General features: G+C 46.6%; 16 protein-coding genes. 6 read left to right on the top strand and 10 right to left on the bottom strand.

Translation table 11 applies throughout. From position 1 onward, the window contains the following. Positions 1 to 20: 20 nt before the first annotated feature. Both AB6D06_RS06920 and AB6D06_RS06915 read left to right on the top strand, forming a co-directional pair. Positions 21 to 509 carry a type II secretion system protein M gene (locus AB6D06_RS06920; protein WP_171732293.1) on the top strand — a complete coding sequence of 163 codons (489 nt, stop codon included), beginning with the start codon at positions 21 to 23 and terminating at the stop codon, positions 507 to 509. Between the two features lies 1 nt (position 510). Continuing rightward, positions 511 to 1290, top strand: coding sequence for a type II secretion system protein N (locus AB6D06_RS06915; RefSeq protein WP_372110060.1), 780 nt, complete (start codon positions 511 to 513; stop codon positions 1288 to 1290). Positions 1291 to 1408: 118 nt separating this feature from the next. On the opposite strand, the gene cysQ is transcribed toward AB6D06_RS06915, so the two are convergent. From cysQ to AB6D06_RS06895, 4 genes are all read right to left on the bottom strand, one after another. Next, positions 1409 to 2236: a 3'(2'),5'-bisphosphate nucleotidase CysQ gene (gene cysQ / locus AB6D06_RS06910; RefSeq protein WP_017062477.1), complete on the bottom strand. Its 828-nt coding sequence runs from the start codon at positions 2234 to 2236 to the stop codon at positions 1409 to 1411. Between the two features lie 36 nt (positions 2237 to 2272). Further along, complete coding sequence (gene nudE / locus AB6D06_RS06905; RefSeq protein WP_017062476.1) at positions 2273 to 2824, bottom strand: ADP compounds hydrolase NudE; 552 nt, start codon at positions 2822 to 2824, stop codon at positions 2273 to 2275. 289 nt (positions 2825 to 3113) lie between these two features. Next, on the bottom strand, positions 3114 to 3698 hold the full coding sequence (nfuA, locus tag AB6D06_RS06900) for a Fe-S biogenesis protein NfuA (RefSeq protein WP_029235103.1): 585 nt from the start codon (positions 3696 to 3698) through the stop codon (positions 3114 to 3116). A gap of 109 nt (positions 3699 to 3807) precedes the next feature. After that, positions 3808 to 4521 carry a ComF family protein gene (locus AB6D06_RS06895; protein WP_372110059.1) on the bottom strand — a complete coding sequence of 238 codons (714 nt, stop codon included), beginning with the start codon at positions 4519 to 4521 and terminating at the stop codon, positions 3808 to 3810. A gap of 93 nt (positions 4522 to 4614) precedes the next feature. Between AB6D06_RS06895 and bioH the strand changes: the two genes are divergently transcribed. Together bioH and AB6D06_RS06885 are read left to right on the top strand one after the other, a co-directional pair. Next, positions 4615 to 5391, top strand: a complete 777-nt coding sequence (bioH, locus tag AB6D06_RS06890) for a pimeloyl-ACP methyl ester esterase BioH (protein ID WP_017063077.1) — start codon at positions 4615 to 4617, stop codon at positions 5389 to 5391. A 353-nt stretch (positions 5392 to 5744) separates the two neighbouring features. After that, the gene (locus tag AB6D06_RS06885; protein WP_017063078.1) at positions 5745 to 6218 is read left to right on the top strand and encodes a hypothetical protein; all 474 of its coding nucleotides are present in this window, start codon (positions 5745 to 5747) and stop codon (positions 6216 to 6218) included. Positions 6219 to 6344: 126 nt separating this feature from the next. Here AB6D06_RS06885 and AB6D06_RS06880 read toward each other — a convergent pair whose 3' ends face one another. Both AB6D06_RS06880 and greB read right to left on the bottom strand, forming a co-directional pair. Beyond that, positions 6345 to 8675, bottom strand: a complete 2331-nt coding sequence (locus tag AB6D06_RS06880; protein WP_372110058.1) for a Tex family protein — start codon at positions 8673 to 8675, stop codon at positions 6345 to 6347. 663 nt (positions 8676 to 9338) lie between these two features. Next, complete coding sequence (greB, locus tag AB6D06_RS06875) at positions 9339 to 9821, bottom strand: transcription elongation factor GreB (RefSeq protein ID WP_017062470.1); 483 nt, start codon at positions 9819 to 9821, stop codon at positions 9339 to 9341. A gap of 178 nt (positions 9822 to 9999) precedes the next feature. Between greB and ompR the strand changes: the two genes are divergently transcribed. Further along, on the top strand, positions 10000 to 10719 hold the full coding sequence (gene ompR, locus AB6D06_RS06870; RefSeq protein ID WP_008218409.1) for a two-component system response regulator OmpR: 720 nt from the start codon (positions 10000 to 10002) through the stop codon (positions 10717 to 10719). Between the two features lie 153 nt (positions 10720 to 10872). Next, positions 10873 to 12168: a two-component system sensor histidine kinase EnvZ gene (gene envZ / locus AB6D06_RS06865; RefSeq protein WP_102428472.1), complete on the top strand. Its 1296-nt coding sequence runs from the start codon at positions 10873 to 10875 to the stop codon at positions 12166 to 12168. A gap of 276 nt (positions 12169 to 12444) precedes the next feature. Here envZ and recG read toward each other — a convergent pair whose 3' ends face one another. From recG to gmk, 4 genes are all read right to left on the bottom strand, one after another. Continuing rightward, positions 12445 to 14523 carry an ATP-dependent DNA helicase RecG gene (gene recG / locus AB6D06_RS06860; RefSeq protein WP_017066313.1) on the bottom strand — a complete coding sequence of 693 codons (2079 nt, stop codon included), beginning with the start codon at positions 14521 to 14523 and terminating at the stop codon, positions 12445 to 12447. A 177-nt stretch (positions 14524 to 14700) separates the two neighbouring features. Further along, positions 14701 to 16827, bottom strand: coding sequence for a bifunctional GTP diphosphokinase/guanosine-3',5'-bis pyrophosphate 3'-pyrophosphohydrolase (spoT, locus tag AB6D06_RS06855; RefSeq protein WP_019826453.1), 2127 nt, complete (start codon positions 16825 to 16827; stop codon positions 14701 to 14703). A gap of 39 nt (positions 16828 to 16866) precedes the next feature. Beyond that, a complete protein-coding gene (gene rpoZ, locus AB6D06_RS06850; protein WP_009848003.1) occupies positions 16867 to 17139 on the bottom strand; it encodes a DNA-directed RNA polymerase subunit omega in 273 nt (90 codons plus the stop codon). A 119-nt stretch (positions 17140 to 17258) separates the two neighbouring features. Continuing rightward, complete coding sequence (gmk, locus tag AB6D06_RS06845; RefSeq protein WP_017062466.1) at positions 17259 to 17882, bottom strand: guanylate kinase; 624 nt, start codon at positions 17880 to 17882, stop codon at positions 17259 to 17261. Positions 17883 to 18593: the final 711 nt, after the last annotated feature.

Here is an 18593-nt window from a genome sequence, read left to right as displayed (position 1 = left end):
CCTGCGTAAGGAGATCAGTGATGAGAAATATGATTGAGCCACTCCAAGCGTGGTGGACTTCAATAAGTCAAAGAGAGCAACGATTAGTTATTGGTTGCTCAATTTTATTGGTGGTCGGTGTCGTTTATTGGGGGCTAATCCAGCCACTCAGTCAGCGAGCTGAACTTGCGCAGACCCGTATTCAAAGTGAGAAGCAACTGCTGACTTGGGTAACCAATAAAGCCAACGAAGTGGTGGAGCTGCGAGGAAGTGGTGGGATTGTTGCTAGCCAGCCTTTAAACCAATCTGTGCCAGCTTCTATGCGTCGTTTCAAGATTGAATTAATTCGAGTTCAGCCGCGTGGCGAGATGCTGCAAGTCTGGGTGAAACCTGTGCCTTTTAATCAGTTCTTAGATTGGCTGACATACTTGAAAGAGAAGCAGGGTGTCGAAGTTGAGTTTATGGACATTGATCGCTCCGATAACCCAGGGGTTATTGAGGTCAACCGACTACAGTTTAAACGAGGTTAATGTGAAACGCGGTTTATCTTTGAAGTTAGGTTTACTTTTTGGCGGCATCTTTATTGTCTTTTTCTCGGTTAGTCTGTTGCTGCATCTACCGGCCTCTTTTGTACTCAAACATGCACCGGCTGTGCGTGGCTTGAATATTGAAGGTGTTGAAGGAACGGTTTGGCAAGGCAGCGCTAACAACATCGTGTGGCAGCGCATCAATTACGGTTCAGTGCAGTGGGATTTCCAGTTTTCTAAGCTATTTCAAGCCAAAGCAGAACTGGCGGTTCGTTTTGGTCGTAACAGTGACATGAACTTATCAGGTAAAGGGCGTGTCGGGTACAGCATGAGCGGCGCGTATGCGGAAAACTTAGTCGCATCAATGCCTGCTATGAACGTGATGAAATACGCTCCAGCTATTCCAGTACCGGTTTCTATTGGTGGACAAGTTGAACTGACGATCAAGCATGCGGTTCACGCTCAGCCTTGGTGTCAATCTGGCGAAGGTACACTGGCTTGGTCTGGTGCCGCAGTCGACTCTCCTGTTGGCTCGCTAGACCTTGGCCCTGTGATTGCAGACATAACCTGTGAAGACAGCACAATTGCAGCGAAAGGCACTCAGAAGAGCGATCAGGTAGACAGTGAGTTTTCAGCGAGCGTAACACCCAACCAACGCTATACGTCGGCGGCATGGTTTAAGCCGGGGGCGGAATTCCCGCCAGCAATGCAGAGTCAGCTTAAGTGGTTGGGCAACCCTGATAGCCAAGGTAAGTACCAGTTTACTTATCAAGGTCGTTTTTAGCTAAACAGCTAGGGTCACTAAATTACGAGATATAAAAAACGGGCACCTCACTGAGGTGCCCGTTTTGTTTGTTCTGAGAATCTAGAGGATATCTGACGGTTAAAGGGAGCAAACTCGCCTAGTCTTTGCCTTGCAAAATTTCTACCCACGGTAAGTCGGCATCACCGAGCACAATGAAGTTTGGATTCTCAAGCGTTTCTCTTTCATTGTACGAAAGTGGTTCTAGTTGAGTACTTAAGATACGTCCGCCAGCTTCTTCAACAATGCACTGGGTTGCGGCGGTATCCCACTCTCCGGTTGGTCCAAGGCGCAGATAACAATCCACAGCACCTTCTGCTACTAAACATGCCTTAAGCGCTGCTGAGCCTAGAGGAACCAAATCATAATTCCATGCTGAGCTCATACGGCTAGTGATGCGATTGATGTCCTGGCGACGGCTGATCGCCATGGCGATTGACTGGTTTGGCAGCTCGTGACGATGCGTTTTGATTTTCACGCTGTCATTAAGGTCTGGGATCTTCCAAGCGCCTTTGCCACTGTAAGCGTAATAGCTCACACCTGAAACGGGTGCGTATACCACGCCCATCACTGGCTTGTTATGCTCGATTAGGGCGATAATTGTCGCGAAATCACCACTTCGTGCGATGAACTCCTGGGTGCCGTCCAGTGGGTCAACTAACCAGTAGCGATCCCATTGAGAGCGTTGCTCTAGGCTGATGTCGGCGTCTTCTTCGGATAATACGGGAATATCAGGCGTCAATTCACTGAGTTTTTTTAATATCAGCTTATGTGCTGCAAGATCGGCACTGGTTACTGGAGTGTCATCACTCTTAATGAACTCTTCGTAATCCTTTTTCTCGTAGATCTCTAAGATGAGTTGACCAGCAGAGCGAGCAATCTCAATGACAGAGGGTAGGAGGTGAGACAAATCTTTTGTTATTGGCATAAATGTTCTCTTACTCTTAGAGCGAGCCTGAATGTTCTAGTTATTGTTTAATACACGAAGGCTTAAAAGCAGGGCTGTAATACTCCGAGCCTCACAGAAATCGAGATGTGTTAACAGTTCTTCGGCTTGAGCAAGTGGCCAGCGCACAATATCGAGAGGCTCTGGCTCATCACCTTCTAGCTTTTCTGGGTAGAGGTCTTCTGCAATAAACAGCGTCATTTTGCTAGAGAAGTAAGAGGGTGCAAGGATCACTTCCTTCAGCGGAGTAAGCTTGTTGGCACCGAAGCCTATCTCTTCTTTGAGTTCGCGAACGGCGGCTTCGTTTGGCTGCTCACCTGGATCAATCAGCCCTTTTGGAAAGCCAAGTTCGTAGCGTTCAGTTCCCGCTGCATATTCACGTACTAATAGAATATCGCCTTGCTCAGTAATAGGAACCATCATCACTGCGTTGCGCCCGCTGGGCTTCATGCGTTCGTAAGTGCGCTCTTCGCCGTTTGAAAAGCGTAAGTCGAGAGACTCGATAGAGAATAGTCTTGATTGAGCGACAGTTTGTTTAGCCAAAATCTCTGGCTTGGTCCTTTTCGTCATTGCGCTCGCTCCTTAGCTCATTGGAATTCTTTCTTATAAAGTCATTCTAATATAGGGGAAATGACCTTGAGTTCCTAGATCCGAGTTTTCATATCCGAAAATTATTGAAGCAGGAATCGATTACGATCACTTGAATACCTTACTCAAGATGGTAACGAGGTGAAAATATGGTTGTATAGCAAGAGAGTATAGAGAGAACGCGATAGTCCTAACTTGCTTATCCACATAACAAAAAAGGTTGATGCTTGCGCATCAACCTTTCAAATAACAACTAACACTAAATCAGTGATTAGTAGTAAGAGTGCTCACCACGATCGTGCTCAGTTGCATCACGAACAGCAGTCAGTTCACCTTCAAACTGTTGAAGAAGTTCTTTCTCGATGCCTTCTTTTAGCGTTACATCAACCATAGAACAACCGTTACAACCACCACCGAATGCTACAATAGCTGCGCCGTCTTCAGTGATTTCTACCAAGCTAACGTGACCGCCGTGACCAGCAAGTTGTGGGTTAACTTGTGTTTGAATTGCGTATTCAACACGTTCTAGAAGTGGTGCATCGTCTGCGACTTTACGCATCTTAGCGTTTGGTGCTTTAAGCGTTAGCTGAGAGCCCATTTTGTCAGTAACGAAGTCAATTTCAGCTTCATCTAGGAACGGTAGGCTTAGCTCATCTACGTATGCACAGAAAGCTTCGAATTTAAGCTCTGTGTCAGACGCTTCGATAGCATCTGTTGGGCAGTAAGAAACACCACACTCTGCGTTTTGTGTACCCGGGTTTACCACGAACACACGAATGTTTGTACCTTCAGGCTGCTGTGACAGCAGATTGGCAAAATGAGTTTGAGCTGTTTCTGTAATAGTAATATTTGACACGACGAATACCTGAGTAGATTTGTAGGTTATTAGCGCCATTCTACTCCTGTCAGATTTGTAATTCAGCCCTTTTTTGTTGGATTGCTGTACAAGTAGTGATTCACAGCTTTTATCCAGAGGGCTCAGGAGTGCGGCAGATGCAGTAAATATCAATCCTTTTAACGTCCACTTCAAGTAGTAATTGGCATAATTGATACACAGTACTGCCGGTGGTTACAACATCATCAATTATCGCGACGTGAGAGGGGATAGCTCCTTGAACGTCTTGTTTTCGCAGCGCAAAAGCGCTCTTTAGATTGTGTAATCGTACGGATTTAGTCAGCCCCTGCTGGGAAGCCGTTGAGCGAATTCGACGAAAGAGCACATCACTTTCAACGCCAAGCTCTTGAGCCGTGTAGTCGGCTAGCAGCTTACTTTGATTAAAGCCGCGATGAGTATATCGACGCCAATGCAGCGGCACGCTGGTGATCAGCGGAGCAGGATATTCGATACGTGATGCCAATAGCTTAGATAGATCACGTGCAAACCAAAACTTATCAGCGTACTTCATTTGCTGAATGTAACCTGCTGTAGGGAAGGTGTAATCGCCGACACAGTAGAGGCGATGCCAAGGTGGAGGTTGAGATAAGCACTGTCCGCACTGCTCTACTGTGAGCAGTGTTTTTAAACCACATCGTTGGCAGCGTGGTACTGGCTGAAAGAGTTTGAGACAAGAATTGCACCATCGAGGATGTGTATCACTGGGCAGTTTATCAAGTTTGCACAGGTGGCATTGAGGTGTGACCAGACGTGGTGTGTGTTTTTGTAGCCAATCGGATAACATAGCTCGTGATGCTTTTGGGTTATGGTGTTCCTTTTGCTCACCATACTGAAAAGCGCGGATTATCGCTGATGGAAAAAGTAGGGAATATTGAGAATGAGTGACGCGTTATATTGGCATGTTTCTGGGCAAGGGCCTGATTTAGTACTGGTTCACGGCTGGGGAATGAACGGTGCGGTATGGCAACAAACCGTTAATGCATTACAAGCTGATTTTCGAGTGCATGTTGTCGATTTACCAGGGTATGGACACAGCGCGCACTGCCACGCTCAAGATCTTGAAGAGATTGCTCAGCAGCTTTTGGCCGAAGCACCAAAGCAAGCGATTTGGGTGGGTTGGTCACTTGGAGGCTTGGTCGCAACGCACATGGCTCTCCATCACTCAGATTACGTGAGCAAGCTGGTGACTGTCGCCAGTTCTCCCAAATTCGCCGCTGCAAAAGAGCCCGTGTTATGGCGAGGCATTCAGCCCAACGTATTAAGCGCATTCACCGAGCAACTGGTTGAAGATTTCCAAACCACCATCGAACGCTTTATGGCATTGCAAGCCATGGGCAGCCCTTCAGCAAGGCAAGATGTAAAACAACTCAAGCAAGCGGTGCTGTCTCGCCCGTTGCCGAACCCTGACTCATTATTGGCAGGATTAAAGATGCTGTCGGATGTCGATCTGCGTGAACAACTGCCTGAGATTTCAGTACCAATGCTACGCTTGTATGGTCGATTAGATGGATTGGTGCCAATCAAGGTTGCGAAAGACTTAGGCACAGCCTTGCCTCATACCGAGCAATACATATTTACCCAGTCTTCGCATGCACCGTTTATGACCGAAGCGGATGCCTTTTGCAGTGAGCTTGTCAGCTTCGCACAAAAATAATTGCTAAATATATATCCGGCTTGGTCGATATATAAGCTAATACCAATCACAGTAAGTAAGTGTTCAAAAATAGCGTAGGTAAAAGGCTTGAGAACAAGGCAGCTTTTTTTTGACAAGTAGTTTCGATAAGTAGTTATTCTACAATCAAAAAATCTAACGCCGTTATCGAGCATTTTAACAAGCTAGGATGATCAGTTATTTACTACGATTGGTATAACACCAACGTGTTGCATGATACTCAGACCTAACTCTCTCCAGAGCTGATTGCGGTAAGTTGGGCTATGCCTGTTGTGCGTTCTCGGTATAACAGTGCTATGGCAATAGTGATGGGCGATTCTTGAGGAGAGTTCGCGATGATTGTGTCACCTGCAACTGCAGTGAGTGTGCCACTAATCGCCCCGTCCGTTAATGTGCAAACAGAGCAAGTTGCGCGTGATAATAGAGTCCGAGAGCCTGTTGCTCCCGCAGTAGCATTGGCGAGAACCAATGCAGAGCGTAAGGTAAAATCAGACGATAAACGAAGGCAGCAGTCGGCTTGGGATCCTTCAGACCATCCAGGTTATGAAATGGAGAACGAGTCAGAGGCCAATTCGGTTAGCCAAGAAGAGCCACAAGACCCTTTTGATCGGCTGTTCAGCTTATTGGCACTGAAAACATACAGTGCTGATCAAGGCAAAGGTTATACCATGCGTTTCCGCCTGCCAAAGCATGTTTTAGATGCGGCGATTCAGGAAGGACAGATGGAGAAACGACGTAAGGTCATAAAGTATCATTATGGTCATGCTGTTGCGCCTCATGCTCCATCAGAGATGCTGGTGGTCTTATAAATCAAAAGTTTACGATTCAACCAAGCTTCGATGTCTTTTTTGAACACATAATAAAAAAACCTGCATACCCTAAGGGATGCAGGTTTTCTGTTTTAAGCACATCAGCTTTTTAGATGAGCTAATGGATTACTTTTTCGCTTTAGCAAAAGCGGCAGCGAATGCTCCACCCATTGCAGCGTTTTGTTGCGGCTCTTCACGACGGCGTTGGCCACCTTGCGAGTTTTGATTCGAGCGGTTTTGTGTACGAGGTGCACTTGAACGTTGAGCACGGTTGTCTTGTCCAGGCTCGTCCTTCATACGCATGCTCAGTGCAATACGTTTACGCTGAACATCCACTTCCATCACCTTCACTTTCACGATGTCGCCCGCTTTAACCACTTCACGTGGGTCAGAGACAAAGCGATCGGTGAGCGCTGAAATATGCACTAAGCCATCTTGGTGAACACCAATATCAACGAAGGCACCAAAGTTAGCCACGTTCGATACCACACCTTCTAAAATCATGCCCGGTTCTAGATCTGAAACACTGTTTACGCCATCGGCGAAGGTTGCAGTCTTAAATTCAGGGCGAGGGTCACGGCCCGGTTTATCGAGCTCTTTGATGATGTCGCTGACCGTTGGTACACCGAAGTTCTCATTGGTGTAATCGATGGCGTGTAAGCCACGTAAGAAGTCTGTGTTACCCACCAGAGATTTGATGTCTTTGTGGTTTTTCTCAGCGATGCTTTTCACTACTGGGTAAGCTTCTGGGTGAACCGATGATGCATCCAGTGGGTTTTTGCCATCCATAATGCGTAGGAAGCCGGCACACTGTTCAAAGGCTTTTGGACCTAAACGAGCCACTTTCTTCAACGTAGTGCGCGCTTCAAAACGACCATTCTCGTCACGGAAATCCACGATGTTCTGAGCAATGGTGCTAGACAGACCAGCAACACGAGTCAGTAGCGCGGCAGATGCGGTATTCACATCAACACCAACTGCGTTTACACAGTCTTCGACAATCGCATCTAGGCGCTTAGCGAGCATGGTTTGGCTCACATCGTGTTGGTATTGGCCCACACCGATCGATTTAGGGTCAATCTTCACTAGCTCTGCCAGTGGATCTTGTAGACGACGAGCAATAGACACCGCACCACGAATTGATACATCCATGTTCGGGAATTCTTTTGCAGCTAACTCAGACGCGGAATAAACCGATGCGCCCGCTTCGCTAACAATGATCTTTTGCGCTTTTAGGTTGCCGCGTTTAATTACGTCAGCCACAAAGCTGTCGGTTTCGCGTGAAGCCGTACCGTTACCAATCGCAATCAAATCAACATTGAATTGACGAACCATCTGCTCAACCACGTGTGCCGATTTGTCGTATTGCTTTTGAGGTGGGTGAGGGTAAATCGTTTCTGTTGCCAGAACCTTACCGGTTGAATCCACGACAGCGATTTTCGAACCGGTACGTAAACCCGGGTCCAAGCCTAAGGTTGCTCGAGGGCCAGCTGGCGCTGCCATGAGTAGGTCTTTTAGGTTGGTTGCGAATACTTCAATCGCTTCGATCTCTGCACGCTCTTTCATTGCGCCCATCAATTCAGTTTCCATGTGCATAGAAACCTTGATGCGCCATGCCCAGCTAATCACTTGCTTACGCCAAGCATCCGCAGGAGCACTGCTCAGAGTAATGCCGTAGTGATCAGAGATAATGTTCTCACAGTAAGAACCACGAGCGCCTTCTTCTTGCTCAGGATCGGCATTCATCGCCAGTGTTAGGAAGCCTTCATTGCGGCCACGCAGCATGGCAAGTGCACGGTGAGACGGCACTTTGCTGAGTGTTTCGTTGTGCTCGAAGTAGTCTTTGAACTTCTCGCCTTCTTGCTCTTTACCTGTCACTACACGAGCGACTAGCTCTGAGTTGCGTGTTAGGTGTTGGCGAATCTTTTCTAGTAGGTTTGCGTCTTCCGCAATGCGTTCCATGATGATCGCACGAGCACCATCGAGAGCAGCTTTGGTATCGGCAATGCCTTTATCGTTGCTGATGAAGTTCGCCGCTTCCGTTTCTGGATCGTGCTGTGGTTCATTCCACAGTGTGTCGGCAAGTGGTTCTAAGCCTGCTTCGATAGCAATTTGACCTTTAGTGCGACGCTTTGGTTTGTATGGCAGGTATAAATCTTCTAAGCGAGTCTTGCTGTCAGCCTGAGTGATATCACGCTCGAGTTCTGGCGTGAGTTTTCCTTGGTCTTGAATCGACTTAAGAATTGTTTGGCGACGATCATCAAGCTCACGAAGGTAAGAAAGGCGACTATCAAGGTTACGTAATTGGGTATCGTTTAAGCCACCCGTGACTTCTTTACGGTAGCGGGCAATAAAGGGAACGGTGTTACCGTCGTCAATTAGGTTGACTGCGGCGATGACTTGCTCTGAACGAACATTCAGTTCTTCAGCGATCAGTCGACAGATAGCTTGGCTCATCCGATGAATCTCTTATTTAATATCATGACAAATACATGGGGGTGAGCGTACGCTTTTTCTAGCTTTGGCTGTGTAATTATCCTGTCAGAAGTCGAATTTCCGTTTCTGATACCCGCTTTGTGCGAGATCTCTTACAAGTGATGTGAGACTAAGTCGCTTTAGACCGATGAAATCGTCTTGATGTTACACTAAGTTGCTGATTTTATTTGATTGTGTGTTTGTGGGCGTATTTCTCACCTGAAATGTTTTTTAAGACTATCTAGGAAACACGGCCATTTGCCGTAATATTTAACTTGTCGACAGGGAGTTGGCAGGAACAGGAAAAAGCCTAATGGACTAGGTGTCTTCAGGATGAAGATTTGATTACTTAGGATGAGTGGTCAGCAAGGAAGTGATAATCTCTGGATGAGATTCGCCAGTCAGGATGACAGGCTAGAATGGACACCGCTAGGATGGCGATGAACAAAAAGGAAATTGGTTAAAGGATTTAGCCACTATCAAGGAAAGATGCAGGGAGCACCTTATCTCGAAGAGATAAACAGTAGCCGGATTGCTGCGATAGAGACTTAACCCCGCTAGGCGAAAGCCTTGCGGGGTTTTCTTTTATCTGGAGTTTGGGTTTGCTGCACACTCAGTTTATCGCTAAGTGTTTATTAAGTTTGGTTATTCGTTGTCTGCGTAGCGAATCGAGTTAATGAACCACTCTTTGTCGCCTTCCGGTGTTTTTACCGTAAACTCGTCATCTACTTCTTTCTTGAGCAGAGCTCTAGCCATTGGTGAGTCGATAGAGATATAGCCTTTAGCATCGCCGTAGATCTCTTCTGGGCCGACAATTCGAAACTTCTTAATTTCCCCATCATCATTCTCAATTTCGACCCAAGCACCGAAAAATACCTTACCTTCTTGTTGTGGCGAGTAATCAACGATCGTGACATCAGGTAGGAACTTTCTTAAAAAACGCACTCGGCGATCGATCTGACGAAGTAGACGCTTATTGAAGGTGTAATCTGCGTTTTCTGAGCGATCTCCAAGGCTTGCCGCCCAAGTGACTATCTTAGTAATTTCAGGGCGTTTCTCGTGCCATAAGTGGTCATGTTCTGCTTTGAGCTTGTTATAACCTTCTCGAGTAATAAGTTTGGTTTTCATAAATCTGACTTAATGAAATGATGATCTAAGATAGAATATATAGAAAGGCAACATACGTTAACAATTATTTAGGCGACTTTTTCTCCAATAATGTTACATTTTTAATGTCTTATACCAATATACAATTTACCAAGAATGCTTAACCTTAGGTTTAAGCTTTAATAGGTGGAACCATTACATGCAAGAAAACTACAAAATTTTAGTGGTCGATGACGATGCTCGTTTACGTGCACTGTTAGAGCGCTATCTGTCAGAGCAGGGCTTTCAAGTGCGTAGCGTGGCAAACAGTGAGCAGATGGACCGCCTGTTAACCCGTGAAAATTTTCACTTGATGGTATTGGATTTAATGTTGCCGGGCGAAGATGGTCTATCGATCTGTCGTCGTCTACGAAACGCAAACAACTCGCTACCAATCCTGATGCTTACTGCAAAGGGTGATGAAGTGGATCGCATTGTGGGCTTGGAAGTGGGTGCTGATGATTACCTGCCAAAACCATTTAACCCACGTGAACTGCTTGCTCGTATTAAAGCTGTACTGCGTCGCCAAGTCATTGAAGCACCGGGTGCACCAAGCACAGAAGAGTCTGTGGTTGAATTTGGTGAATTCCGTTTGAACTTAGGTACTCGCGAAATGTTCCGCGGTGAAGAGCCAATGCCGCTTACTTCGGGTGAATTTGCGGTTCTTAAGTCCTTGGTAACGAATGCTCGTGAGCCAATGTCTCGCGATAAGCTGATGAACATGGCTCGTGGCCGTGAGTATTCAGCAATGGAACGTTCTATCGATGTTCAGATTTCACGTCTGCGTCGTCTAGTTGAAGAAGATCCAAGCAAACCTCGCTACATCCAAACGGTGTGGGGCTTGGGTTATGTATTCGTTCCAGATGGCAAAGCTGTGTAATTCAGCTTAATAAGCTCTACAGTAGCTTTATCGATTCTGTGAATCTTACGGGTCATCTCATTAATATGCGATGGCCCGTTTTCTATTCAGCACAATGGTTTAGAGTTATAGTCATATAACACTTTCTTTATCTTTCTACATCTCGGGTACCCCATGCGTATACGTAGCTCCTTTACTCAGTCGATAGTGCTTTTCTTAACGCTATTGGTCGCTAGCCAAATTTTTTCTTATTACGCGGTGTTTAACTATGCGTTGATGCCAAGTTTGCAGCAGTTTAATAAGATTTTGGCTCACGAGCTAAACCTGGTATTGGACCAAGGCAGTGATATCGAGATCGATGCGCCATTGCGTCAGCGTGTGCTTGAACAGCTCGGGGTAACCGTTCACGCGAAAAACAGCGAAGCCGCGGGTGAGTATTACCATGCGGTCGCAATCGACTTGATGAGTGAGGAGATGACCAAGGAGCTGGGTTCTGAAACTGAAGTGCGGCTGATCTTGGGGAAAGAGAGCTATGTGCTTTGGATGGACATTGCGCAGTTACCCAACTCTTTAATTCGTATTCCGTTATCAGAGCTGCAAGAAGAGGATTTTGCACCACTGTTTCGTAACAGTCTGATCATGGCGCTGTTGATTGTCGCAGGTGGTTGGCTGTTTATCCGATTGCAAAACCGTCCGTTGATAGCGCTAGAGAAAGCGGCGCAAGGTGTCGGGCGAGGTGATATTCCACCGCCATTGCCAGTTCAAGGCGCACAAGAGATTCGCTCGGTAACTCGAGCCTTTAACCAGATGTCGAAAGGCATCCAAGAGCTAGAAGAAGACCGCGCCTTGTTGATGGCGGGTATCAGCCATGATTTACGTACTCCGTTAACGCGTATTCGCTTAGCAACCGAGATGATGTCGCCAGAAGACAGCTATTTGGCGGAAGGCATCATCAGTGATACCGAAGAGTGTAACGAGATCATCAGTCAGTTCATGGATTACCTAAAGCCTGTTGACAGAGACTCATTCCAAGCGGTGTTTGTCGATGATATTGCGCGAGAAGTCTCTAGCTCTGAAGGTGGCTATGAGGTCCAGATTGAAACCGATATTCCAGAAACCATGAAACCTGCGTTGGGCAACCCGATCGCAATGAAGCGTGCTGTGAGCAACTTGGTGGTGAATGCGCTGCGTTACGGTAATGGTTGGGTCAAGGTATCAACTGGTATGACGGCGGATAACAAGCTTGCTTGGGTGACGGTAGAAGATAACGGGCCGGGTATTCCACAAGACCAGATCGGAAAGCTGTTTGAACCTTTCACGCGTGGTGACACGGCTCGTGGTAGCGAAGGAACGGGCTTGGGCTTAGCAATTGTGAAACGTATCGTTAGCCAGCATCAAGGTGCTGTTGTGGTCAATAACCGCAGTGAAGGTGGCTTAAAAGCGCAGATCAGTTTCCCGGTTAAGCCCTAGTTATCATCGGTCCGTTTGATGACGATAAGTTCGGTTCGGGGAACGGTTAAGAGATCCCCGACTCGGTCATTCTTCCCTCTCCGAGGATGACGAATTGCTAACCATGGACTTTGATGATGAAAGTTTACTTTGATCGTCATTCCCTATCGTGAGGAACGAGCGAATAGGGAATCTCGCTCTTGCTTGATGAAAGTAACGCACACTAAAAAGGCTTCCTTGAGGAAGCCTTTTTTACGTTTGAATACGGTCTCAGTGTTAACTATGCCTTAGTGTTAACTACGCCTTAGAGTAAACATCGCGTTCACCCAACCAACGGTTGATGATCGCCTTAGCATTGTCTGGGTAGCTATCGTGAATATGACGCGCAATACGCTGCACTTCAGGTATCAAACGTTGGTCACGAATTAGATCGGCGATCTTGAAATCAGCCAAGCCAGTTTGTTTGGTACCGAGCAATTCACCGGGGCCACGGATTTCTAAGTCGCGCTGTGCAATCACAAAGCCATCGTTACTTTCACGTAGCACACCTAGGCGTTTCTGAGCGGTTTTAGACAGCGGAGAGTGATACAACAATACACAATGACTTGCGACCGAACCTCGGCCGACACGGCCACGCAGTTGGTGCAGTTGCGCTAGGCCAAGACGTTCTGGGTTCTCGATGATCATTAAGCTCGAATTCGGAACATCCACGCCCACTTCAATCACGGTTGTCGCAACCAATAGATGCAGCTTGTTCTCTTTGAACTCTCTCATCACCGCCTGTTTCTCGGCGGGTTTCATTCGGCCGTGCACCAAGCCAATTTTTACATCTGGTAGTTTACGTTGTAGCTCTTCTGCTGTATCAGCTGCAGCTTGAGCTTCCAGTACTTCCGATTCATCAATCAGCGTACATACCCAGTAGGCTTGTTTGCCTTCATTGAGACACGCATTTTTCACACGTTCAACAATGTCATCGCGCTTGGTATCAGGAATTGCCACGGTTTGAATTGGGGTTCGTCCCGGTGGCAGTTCATCAATAATCGAAGTTTCGAGGTCGGCATAGGCCGTCATTGCTAACGTTCGTGGGATTGGGGTAGCGGTCATGACCAACTGATGGGGGTAGTAGCCTTGCTTTGCGCCTTTCTCACGTAGCTCTAATCGCTGGTGGACACCAAATCGGTGTTGCTCATCAATGATCACTAAACCAAGGTTTTTGAACTCGACATGCTCTTGGAACAGGGCATGAGTACCGACCACCATTTGCGCTTCGCCACTGGCAATACGTGTTAGTTCAGTTTCACGAGCTTTGCCTTTGAGCTTACCTGCTAGCCATCCAACTTGAATACCCATTGCCTCAAACCAGTTGGCAAAGTTAATCGCGTGTTGTTCTGCGAGTAGTTCAGTGGGTGCCATAAGTGCTACTTGTTGACCGTGTTCCAATGCGCGAACCGCCGCCAGTGCAGCGACTAAGGTTTTACCAGAGCCCACATCACCTTGCACTAAACGCATCATAGGATGCGGCTTTTCCAAGTCAGCTTCGATCTCTTTGGTCACTCGTGCTTGGGCATTGGTTGGTGAAAACGGCAGCTGAGCCAGTAGCTTATCTTTAAGGGTGTTTACTGGAGGAAAAGGCATTGCCTTGTCTTGCTGCCCTTTGCTACGAACAGACAACATAGACAGGTTTTGAGCCAGTAACTCTTCCATAATTAGGCGCAGTTGCGCAGGGTGCTTGCCTTCATCAAACAGCTCTAGGTCAATGCCCGGGGGCGGCCTGTGAATGGTATGCAGTGCTTGTGCGAGGGTAATTTGGTGGTCGTATAAACCTGATGGGAGAAGCTCGTTAACTGCGGCCTTGTCGATTAGCTCTAAGGCTTGATCGGTAAGATTACGCAGCGTGACTTGTCTTAGCCCTTCGGTGGTTGGGTACACCGGAGTCAGATTGGCTTCAACGTCTGGCTGTTGCCTCGGCGCAAAGAATTTGTAGTCAGGGTGGACGATCTCAAGCCCCATATTACCGCGCTTGATCTCACCATAAGCATGCACTTGTTTGCCTTCGGCAAAGTTATTCTTCATGCCTGCAGTGAAGTTGAAAAAACGCAGTGTAATAGTGCCATTACCATCACTGATCTTTACTGCGAGCATCTTACGTTTACCGAAAATGGTATCGACGTGCATTACCTTGCCTTGCACTGCTGCCCATAAACCAGCATGCAGTTTTACGATTGGATAGATACGCGTTCGATCTTCATAGCGCAAAGGCAGGTGAAATAGCAGGTCTTGTACATTGTTAAGCCCAACCTTCTCTAGTTTCTCTGCGACTTTAGCGCCGACTCCAGATAAAGAGTTGAGAGGGATAGCAGATAAAAGCTGTGACATAACAAGGCTCATAAACGTAAGAGAGATGATCTATTCAAGCATTTTACTGGATTTTTGTACAGGCAGGAATGGGAGGGAGCGCGGTAAATACTAGGATTACGGTTATAAAAATCCCCTTAAGCGATAAAGCATTAAGGGGATTTAAATTCTTGGCAAAACTATTATCAAGTTTAAACGTTAGTTCTTACGACGTCTTACTTTCAGCGCGTGTGGCATCACACGTAGCTTTTTCATAATACTTGCAAGATGAACACGATCTTTGGTGGTCAGCAAGATAGTCACTGTGTACAGGCGTCCATCACGTTCTTCAGTTGAAATACCGTGAATGTTCGAGCCTGTTTTCGAGATAACGTTAGTTAACTCAGCCAGTGCACCTTGGTGGTTCTGCAGATCAACCTGAAGTTCAGCTGTGAACTCTTGGTCGTAATCGTCAGACCATTCCACCGCCATGTACTTGTCTGGTTCTTTTTGGTAACCACGAACGTTTGGACACGTTTCACGGTGAACCACAAGGCCACGACCTGGAGAGACATGGGCAATGATGTGATCATCTGGAATCGGGTGACAACAGTTGGCGAACGTTAGCAGTAGACCTTCAGCACCACGGATTGGAAGTTTCTTCCTAGGCGTGTCGCTGTTGTTTTCTACTTCAGTCAGTTCGTCAGCATCACCAAGCAGACGACGAGCAATTACGATACTCATCAGCTCACCAAGACCAATTGACGCTAGCAAGTCTTCAATACTGTCGAGACGAAGATCAGACAATACATGTTCAACGTTCTCTTGGCCGATATCACCAATCGAGTGTTCGCCAAGTGCGTGGTTCAGTAGACGACGACCTAAGGTAATCGACTCTTCGCGGCGCATAGTCTTCAGAACCTGACGGATCTTAGTACGCGCACGTGATGTCACCACGTAGTTGAGCCATGCTGCATTCGGACGTGCGCCCGGAGCACTGATGATCTCAATAGTTTGACCGTTCTTCAGCGATTTGCTGAGTGGGTAAGGGTTCATGTCTACACGAGCACCTACACACATGTTGCCGACATCGGTATGCACCGCGTAAGCAAAATCGACCGCTGTTGCGCCTGCCGGAAGCTCGACAATGCGACCCTTCGGCGTGAACACGAAGATCTCATCTGGGAACAGATCAGACTTAACGTTTTCAATGAATTCGAATGAGTTACCCGCGCTTTGTTGCAGCTCAAGTAAGCTCTGCATCCAACGTTGTGCTTTAACCTGTGCGGTCGTGCCATTACTGCTGCGTGAGCCGTTGCCTTTGTAAGACCAGTGCGCTGCGACACCTTTGTCTGCCATTTGATCCATATCTTCAGTACGGATCTGAACCTCAACTGGCACCCCGTGAGGGCCGATCATTGACGTGTGCAGAGATTGGTAGCCGTTGGCTTTTGGTACCGCAATGTAATCTTTCATGCGGCCAGGGCGAGGCTTGTACAGGCTGTGAGCCTGACCAAGTACGCGATAACAAGTATCTGGGGTATCAACCACGACGCGGAAAGCGTAGATGTCCATAATGGTGTGGAAGCGCTGCTCTTTAGTTTTCATCTTGTTGTAGATGGAGAACAGGTTTTTTTCACGACCAAGTACGCGAGCAGGCAAACCGACCTCTTCAAGGCGGCCTTCAATTTCGCTATGGATACGTTGGATCATTTCCTTACGGTTACCACGCGCAGCTTTCACTACGTTTTTAAGTACGCGATAACGGTTAGGATAGAGGGCTTCAAAGCCCAGCTCTTCTAGTTCGGTCTTGATGTTATGAATACCAAGACGGTGAGCTAGTGGAGAATAAATCTCTAGGGTTTCACGAGCAATACGACGCTTTTTGTCAGGACGAAGTGCCCCAAGCGTGCGCATGTTGTGAGTACGGTCAGCTAATTTGATCAAGATAACGCGGATGTCTTGCACCATGGCGAGAACCATCTTGCGGAAGTTCTCTGCTTGCGCTTCTTTGCGATCACGAAATTTAAGCTTATCCAGCTTAGATACACCATCAACCAATTCAGCAACGGTATTGCCAAATTTTTCCTCTAGATCTTCTTTAGTGACATCACAGTCTTCGATGACATCATGAAGCAGAGCAGCTTGCAGGGTTTCGATATCCAGACGCATTTCTGCCAGGATTCTTGAAACAGCTACAGGGTGGATAATGTATGGTTCACCGCTTGAGCGGGTTTGCCCTTCATGGGCGTCTCTCGCTACCACATAAGATTGACGCAGAGCCTCAATTTGAGGCTCTGTTAGGTATTCTTGGGCAACGTCTTTGAGGCTATCGAATAGATACAAATTAAAGGCCCGGAAGGTTAATTAGTTCGAATGACGTTCTTAACGAGTGTGAGCGATGCTGCTTACTGCTGCAAGTTCAGCCGCTTCTTGCTCTTGTTGCTCTTGACGTTCACGAGCATCTAGTACGTCTTTAGTGATAAGACCTTCTTCGATTTCGCGAAGAGCGATAACCGTTGGCTTATCGTTTTCTTCAGGCACTAGTGAATCTTTACCGCCAGTTTGCATTTGACGTGCGCGGCGAGCCGCAATAAGAACTAGGTCGAAACGGTTGCCAACTTTTTCAACAGCGTCTTGAACAGTTACGCGTGCCATGAGGACTCCAAATAGTAATTAACTAATAAATTTTTGATGACGAGAAAGTATACAAGTTTAACTAGATACTTTCTAGATCACCGTATACTTATCTCAATAGAAAATCTAGGGGATCTAGATTATTCCGCTAATAAAGCAGTAAGCATGCCGCTGTATTTCGCTGCTTGCTTATCTTCTTTTAAGCGTTCCGCACGAATGATAGCTCTGAAGTCCATTAGGGCTGCATCAAAGTCGTCATTCACGATCACATAATCATATTCTGCATAGTGAGAAATCTCTGATTTTGCTTCGCTCATGCGTTTCGCAATAACTTCGTCGCTGTCTTGACCGCGAACATTCAAACGACGCTCTAGTTCACCATTTGATGGTGGAAGAATGAATACACTCTTCGCTTGAGGCATTTGTTCACGGATCTGACGAGCACCTTGCCAGTCGATATCTAGGAATACATCGATACCGCGGTTTAGGTTTTCTTCAATCCAAACGCGTGAAGTACCGTAGTAGTTGCCGAACACTTCAGCGTACTCTAGGAATTCACCTTTAGTAATAAGGTCTTCAAAATGATGCTTCTCTACGAAGTGGTAGTGAACACCATTTTCTTCACCAGGGCGCATACCGCGAGTGGTGTGTGAAACAGATACCTTCATTGCGTAGGTTGGATTGGTTTCTAGCATTGCTGAGATCAAGCTCGACTTACCTGCGCCACTAGGTGCAGATACGATGTAAAGAGTACCTTTGCCCATCTGTATATTTCCACTGTTGGTTGGATTGAGTGAAGGCAATAAACCTACACTTTAAAAGATAGCACTGACTCTAATTTTTGTTCCGATGGCGCATCTACTAATTGTGCCGTTGGTTACGTCTATAAAGAGATAACGAGTAAAACTAATAGAAGCAACTGGTGAAAATTAGGTCAGAAAAATGGAGGCGAAGAGTAGCATATTTAGATGATTGAGAACAACTGGCTTGATCGTTATTTATCAGCAAATGATCTTCTCAAAGATCTTTGTATAAATGTAATGACTCGTCATCGGTACTTTTTTATGTGATCTGGACAAAATTTGTTGAAGTTTTAATCTCAATCCTTACAATCCGCGCAAACGATTAAATGCTGTATATATCTAGGGTCTGTTGACCTTTCGCGATGGAGTTTTGTTCGAGAAAAAATCGTTTTAGGCGCGGCAAGGAGTTTGTAACCTAGCATTCTAAGTAAAGACTCCTTAACAAAGCATAAAACGATTTTAGCCGAACCCTTCGGGCAGCGTTTGTTGGTGATTTCTACTGCGTTATCGACTTCTTATGTAGGCTAGCTACACATCAAAGTCTCTGCCTTGTAGAAAACCCCAACAACTCGCTGCAAAAATCATCTCGAAGGGCCAACAGACCCTACTAAACTAGATGTTTCTACTACCGAGCCTACCTTGGTGACTACAGTTTTTAGTGTAGAGACCTCT

Source organism: Vibrio sp. 10N.239.311.G01 (assembly GCF_041465805.1).
In the GTDB taxonomy this organism is placed as follows: Bacteria; Pseudomonadota; Gammaproteobacteria; order Enterobacterales; family Vibrionaceae; genus Vibrio; species Vibrio crassostreae_C.
The sequence above is the reverse complement of the archived record's forward strand: the minus strand, read 5'-3'. Positions and strand labels throughout refer to the sequence as shown.

Coding starts and splice junctions, on each gene's coding strand:
- AB6D06_RS06920 (WP_171732293.1), top strand. CDS start 21: ATGAGAAATATGATTGAGCCACTCCAAGCGTGGTGGACTTCAATAAGT.
- cysQ (WP_017062477.1), bottom strand. CDS start 2,236: ATGCCAATAACAAAAGATTTGTCTCACCTCCTACCCTCTGTCATTGAG.
- nudE (WP_017062476.1), bottom strand. CDS start 2,824: ATGACGAAAAGGACCAAGCCAGAGATTTTGGCTAAACAAACTGTCGCT.
- AB6D06_RS06895 (WP_372110059.1), bottom strand. CDS start 4,521: ATGTTATCCGATTGGCTACAAAAACACACACCACGTCTGGTCACACCT.
- bioH (WP_017063077.1), top strand. CDS start 4,615: ATGAGTGACGCGTTATATTGGCATGTTTCTGGGCAAGGGCCTGATTTA.
- AB6D06_RS06885 (WP_017063078.1), top strand. CDS start 5,745: ATGATTGTGTCACCTGCAACTGCAGTGAGTGTGCCACTAATCGCCCCG.
- AB6D06_RS06880 (WP_372110058.1), bottom strand. CDS start 8,675: ATGAGCCAAGCTATCTGTCGACTGATCGCTGAAGAACTGAATGTTCGT.
- greB (WP_017062470.1), bottom strand. CDS start 9,821: ATGAAAACCAAACTTATTACTCGAGAAGGTTATAACAAGCTCAAAGCA.
- ompR (WP_008218409.1), top strand. CDS start 10,000: ATGCAAGAAAACTACAAAATTTTAGTGGTCGATGACGATGCTCGTTTA.
- envZ (WP_102428472.1), top strand. CDS start 10,873: ATGCGTATACGTAGCTCCTTTACTCAGTCGATAGTGCTTTTCTTAACG.
- recG (WP_017066313.1), bottom strand. CDS start 14,523: ATGTCACAGCTTTTATCTGCTATCCCTCTCAACTCTTTATCTGGAGTC.
- rpoZ (WP_009848003.1), bottom strand. CDS start 17,139: ATGGCACGCGTAACTGTTCAAGACGCTGTTGAAAAAGTTGGCAACCGT.
- gmk (WP_017062466.1), bottom strand. CDS start 17,882: ATGGGCAAAGGTACTCTTTACATCGTATCTGCACCTAGTGGCGCAGGT.